We start from the raw sequence: 271 nt of genomic DNA on the forward strand, positions 1-271 counted from the left end.
CGTATGCTCACGCGCCAGGATGTGCGCAGCCCTGACTTTGACCGGGTGCTTAGCGGGCTGAGCGGCCTCGTCTTCGAGAAGGCGATCACGCTTCGACCGGGGTTTGGTGGGCTCAGGGACATCCTGCGCCGCGCACCGCTTGCGCCCAAGGATGTCGCGGAGGCTCGTCGCCACATCGGAGAGCTCAATGCTCTCTCCACGACCGTGACCCGCACGCGCCGAGCGGAGGTCGATGAGAAGAAGGCGATGCGTGACGCAGAGCCGGGCATCG

General features: G+C 66.4%; 1 protein-coding gene. It reads left to right on the forward strand.

The features are described 5' to 3' along the window. A partial coding sequence (locus KVT44_RS56120; RefSeq protein ID WP_217576991.1) for a hypothetical protein occupies nucleotides 1-271 on the forward strand: 271 nt, incomplete at both ends.

It is taken from the genome of Streptomyces sp. GbtcB7, assembly GCF_019091445.1.
Taxonomy (GTDB): domain Bacteria; phylum Actinomycetota; class Actinomycetes; order Streptomycetales; family Streptomycetaceae; genus Streptomyces; species Streptomyces mirabilis.